Source organism: Rhizobacter sp. P3_B12, from assembly GCF_056402895.1.
Map to the genome: position 1 here is coordinate 1 of NZ_JBFUGN010000355.1, position 5,655 is coordinate 5,655.

Consider the following 5,655-nt stretch of genomic DNA (forward strand, 5'->3'; position numbering starts at 1 on the left):
GAGCGGCGCTCTTCGGTGGCATATATGGAGGCGATGGCGCGACCGAGCTGTATCACCTGTTTGACGACAGCGACGACAACGGCAAGCGTGACATCGTCGACAAACTCGGCAACTTGCTGGGCGGCGCCACCACGACCAGTGGTTCGCTACTCCCCTCCGATCTCAACGGAGGCAAGTACACGATCGATGCCAAGCTGACCCTGGAAGAAATCATCGCCAAGGCCCGCGAAGACATTTCGTGGCGGTATGCCCTCAGAGAACTCAACCCGTTTGTCATCACCGACGTGAGCTATGCGGCGCACAACACCGATGGCTCGCTTGATCTGTACGACGAGGCCACTGGCACTGGCTCCATGACTCAGACCTACCTGGCCGACCGGGCAGCCATGCTGTCCTGGAAGATCCAGTGGGACAAGCGGGGCTCGCTGGACGAAGACGACATCACCAACGGCCGCTTGACTCACAAGCCCTACAACGAAGACTGGGACACCAGCACCGTGCAGGGCAACTGGGACTACGTCGATCTCACCAAGCGCCTCGCAGGCGGTGCACCGCTAACGTTGGCCATCGACGGCACCGGCATTTCGCTCAGCGATCACCAGATTGTCTTTGGCAGCTCGGGCGATGACGTCATCAACGGGGCGGGCGATTCCGACCGTCTGTACGGCATGGCCGGCAACGACACCGTGTCCGGCAAAGCCGGTGCCGACTACCTGGAAGGCGGCGCGGGTAACGACAAGCTCGATGGTGGCGCCGAAAACGATACGCTCTACGGCGGCATGGGCGACGACATCTTGACCGGAGGACAGGGCAACGATGTTCTGCACGGAGGAGCCGGGGCCGACACGTACATCGTCGCCGCAAACGAGGGGGTCGATTCCATCACGTCAAGCGATGCGACCGACGTGCTTAAGTTTGCTGGTCGAACGTTGACGGGCAGCGGAACCCTCAAGACGAACGCCAACGGCGTGACCGTGTGGGTCGATGAGTCGGTGGCCTCAGCGCCGGTGATCTACATGTTCGACGCCAACCGCGCCGAGTTGACCTTGGCTGGTTCGGGTAGCACGGTGATCATCAAGGACTTCCAATCCGGCGACCTGGGCATCACCGCCCCGGTGGCAACCCCGCCCGTGGTGCCGCCGGCCCCGCCTACCAGCGCCGACTTCGCCTCGGTGGACGGCTTCCAGCAGTACAAGGACTGGAGCCATGCAGGCCAGGCGGCCAGCACCTTCACCAACATCGCAGCCGGCTTCTACCGCGTCGAAGGCAGCAAGGGCGGCGATGTGATGACCGGCGGCGCATCGCTCGGCAGCAGCGCCACCAGCCCCACCTCCTTCAACGCCGCGCAGATCGTCGGCCGCGCCGGCGACGACCGCCTGTTCGCGGTGGCCGAGCAGACCGAGGCGCAAGCCCTGGCGGGCACGCCGCTGCTCACCGCGCAGGAAGCCCCGCTGCTCGACGGTGGCCAGGGCAACGACTTCATCGTCGGCAGCAGCGCCGACGACCTGGTCTTCGGCGGCCAGGGCGACGACCGCATCATCACCGGCGCGGGCCGCGACATCGTGCTCAGCGATGGCGACATGGGCACGGGCTTCAAGTCCTTCGCCGAACTCGGCCAGGCTGAGACGGTGATGGAGGGCAGCAACCGCAACGGCCTGGGCGGCCAGAGCGCCAGTTGGCGCGACCTCGGGCCGGTCAGCGCCGGCGAGTACGCGGTGTACATCACGAGCAAGGGCTGGACGGGCAACCCGGCCGGGTCGGGGAATCGGCTGTCGCTGCCGTACGGCTACATCGACCCACTGGCCAACATCGACCTGCGGGCGTTCGCGCAGGACACGCTGGGCACGAGCGTGCTGCCCGAGAGCAATCCGCTGTATGCGTCCGTCGCTGCTCAATTGGGCTACGAGCCCGGCACCTTCGACCTGGTGATCCAGGGCAGCAGCCGCAACACCGGCAACGGCGGCTACGCCTACGACCCGAACGACCCCAACCCGCAGACGCGCCTGCTGGACAGCTTCAGCACGGCGGCGTACGCCGGGCGCGACGTGATCGACACCGGCGCGGGCGATGACGTGGTCAACGCCGGTGGCGGCGACGACCTCGTCTTCGCGGGCGCAGACAACGACGTGGTGGCCGGTTACCAGGGCAACGACATCCTCAACGGCGACGCCGGCAATGATCTGCTGTATGGCGACTACCTCGCCCGGCTCAGCACCGCGCTGCTCGACGGCATCACCGGGCTGTCCAAGGGGTCCACGGGGTTGGACGGCAGCGAGCACGGCAACGACATTCTCAACGGCGGCGCCGGCAACGACATGCTGATCGGCGGTGGCGGCTCCGATGTGCTGGACGGCGGCGATGACGACRACGAACTCAACGGCGACGAATACGGCCTGTCCGCGCAATGGTCCGGCAACGACATCMTCGACGGTGGCGCCGGCAACGACAAGCTGATCGGCGGCGCGCTCGACGACGAGCTGCGCGGCGGCATCGGCACCGACGTGCTGTTCGGCGATGGCGAGATCGGCTACGTGCCGGCCGAAGGCCACGGCAACGACCGGCTCGATGGCGGCGCAGGCAACGACCGCCTCTACGGCGGCGGCCGCGACGACGTGCTGGTCGGCGGCACCGGCAACGACCAGCTGATGGGCGACGACACCATCGACAAGGTGCCCGRCACCCTGCATGGCAACGACCAACTCGATGGTGGTGCCGGCGACGACACGCTGGCGGGTGGCGGCGGCAACGACGTGCTCAGCGGCGGCGACGGCAACGACTGGCTGGCCGGCGAAGACGAGGAGGCCACCAACGCGGTCTCCACGCTGACGGGCAACGACATCCTCGACGGCGGGACCGGGGCCGACACGCTGGTCGGCGGCAACGGCGACGACCAGCTGCGTGGCGGCGAAGGCGACGACCTGCTGTTCGGCGGCGCCGGCAACGACACGCTGGACGGCGGCGCGGGCCTGGACGTGATGGCCGGCGGTGCCGGCAACGACACCTACATCCTGCGTGCCGGCGACCTGAACGCCGACGGCACGGTCGCCGAGACGATCGCCGACACGCAAGGCGTCAACAAGCTCGTGATCGCCGACGGCACGGTGGCGGCCACCGGCAAGGGGGCCAACGCGAACGACCTGGTGATCGTGTTCCAGGGTGGCGCCAAGGTGCTGATCGACAACGGCATGCGCGGCAACACGGTGGGGTCCGTCGAGATGCCCGACGGCACCGACATGACGCTCGCGGCGTTCCTGCGCTCGACCCTCGTCGACAGCGTCAACCTCGGCACCGACAGCAACTCGCGCTCGCTGGCCGGCGGCAAGGCGGCCGACACGCTGAGCAGCAGCGATGGCCATGCGCGCCTGGAGGGCGCCGGCGGCAACGACACCTACAGCTGGAACGGCGGCGGCATCACCATCGCGCTGAGCCAGGGCGACGGCGTCGACCAGCTGCACGGCGGCGGGTCGCTGGCCGATGCGGGCGTGTGGCGCGACGCCAATGTGATCGAGTTCGGCGACAACGTCGCACCCGACAGCGTGCGGCTCGAATGGCGCATGCTCGACGGCACGAAGCGGCTCGTCCTGGCCTACGGCGATGGCGAAGACTGTGCGGTCCTCGATTTCAGCGGCAGCAGCTGGTCCAGCGTCTCGGCCTCGTTCGACTCGGTGCGCTTCGCTGACGGCAGTTCGCTGAGCTTCCAGCAGGTCGCCGCCCGCGGTGTGCGCTTCGACGCATCGGCCACCGACAGCAGCGTCGACGGCAGTTTCCTCGACGAGGTGTTGCACGGCAACGCAGCGGCCAACCTGCTGACCGGCGGCGCCGGCAACGACACCTACGTCTTCGGGCGCGGCGACGGTGCGGACCGCATCAATGCCGCTGGACGCGACCTGTCCGAGATCGAGGCGATTCAGTTCGCGGCCGATGTGCTGCCCTCGGACCTGCTCTGGATCCAGCATGGCAACGACCTGATCATCCGCATCCGCGGCACCGCTGACCAGCTGACGGTGACCGGCGCCTTCTCGACCAACCCGATGAGCGAGTACCGTTTCGCGGACGGCTCCGCCTTCACGACCGAGACGCTGCCGATCGACGGCGGCAACGGGCAGGCCACGGCCGGCAACGACACGATCTACACCGGCCCGGGCGCCGATGCGATCGACGCGCTGGACGGCAATGACGTCGTCGAGTCCGGCGCCGGCAACGACAGCGTGCAAGGCGGCCTCGGCGATGACACCCTCTATGGCAACGCCGGCGACGACACGCTGATCGGCGGCGCCGGTGGCGATTTTCTCGATGGCGGTGCCGGCAACGACCGGCTGGAAGACGATGGCGCCCGCAACGCAGGCAACCAGGCTGCGCGCCTGACCGGCGGCGGCGGGCTCGACACCTACCGCATCGTGCGGAACGCCGCTTCGGCGGCGGGCGACCTGCTCGTGGTCGATGCGGGCACCGATGGCGGCGACAACGTGGTTCTCGCCGGCATCGATCCCGCCAACACCCTCGTGCGTCGCTCCGGCAACGACCTGCTGTTGCAGGTGCTGGACGCATCCGGTGCGGTGAGCTTCACCGTGCAGTTGCTCAACCAGACACTCAACCTCGCCGCGCCCCCGGTGCAGCAGGTCAGCTTCGAGGCCGCGCCGGGCGTCATGTGGTCGGCCGCCGACCTCCTCGCCCGCGCCGTCACCGGCACGGCAGGCGCCGATGTGCTCGACGGCTTCGACACCCTCGACGACCTGATCTCCGGCGGTGCAGGCAACGACACGCTGCTCGGCAACGGTGGCAACGACACGCTGGACGGCGGCGCCGGCTACGACGTGCTGAAGGGCGGCGCCGGCAACGACACCTACCTGTTCGGCCCCGGCACGGACGGCGACCGTGTCAGTGATGTCGATGGAAGCAACGCCAACGTGATCCAGGTCGGCGTCGGGTTCTCGGCCGCCGACATCACTCTCGTGCGCACTGGCCAGGACGGCGGTGGAWCCTTTTCTGCCAACGACTCGCTGGTGCTGCTGCACGGCCCGTCGGGCACGCGGTTGTGGGTCGACCAGTTCTTCCAGCCCGGCGGCCAGGGCGTGGCCAGCATCCGTTTCAGCGACGGCAGCAGTTGGGCCTATGCCGACATCGCCGCGCGCGCAGGCGCCAGCATCACCGGCCCGGCCGACACGCAAACGGGCGGCAGCGGCGACGATGTCTTCACGATCGACAACCCCGCCGACGTGATCGTCGAGCAGCCCGGCGGCGGCACCGACACGGCGCGCAGCGCGGTGTCGTACGCCTTGCCCGACAACGTCGAGAACCTGGAGCTCACCGGCTGGCTGGCGGTCTCCGGCGACGGCAATGCGGCGGCCAACGTGCTGCGCGGCAACGCGGCCGACAACACGCTGGACGGCATGGGCGGCGCCGACACCTTGTACGGCGGCGCCGGCAACGACTGGTACCGCGTTCTCGATCGCACGCGTTACGGATCGGTCAATGCGAGCTTCTTCACGGCGGTCACGCCCAACGTCGTCGAACTCGCCGGGCAGGGCACCGACACGCTGCAAAGCAACCTCTTCAGCGTCACGCTGCCCGACCAGGTCGAGAACCTCTACATCGGCTCGCTGATCAAGGCGACCGGCATCACCTACAGCTCGACCGACGTGCTGCGCTACGCGT

At 68.3% G+C, this 5,655-nt stretch carries 1 pseudogene; it reads left to right on the forward strand.

Annotated elements, in window-relative coordinates:
• Positions 1-5,655: pseudogene (locus AC1D01_RS18275) on the forward strand (hypothetical protein); the annotation flags it as partial.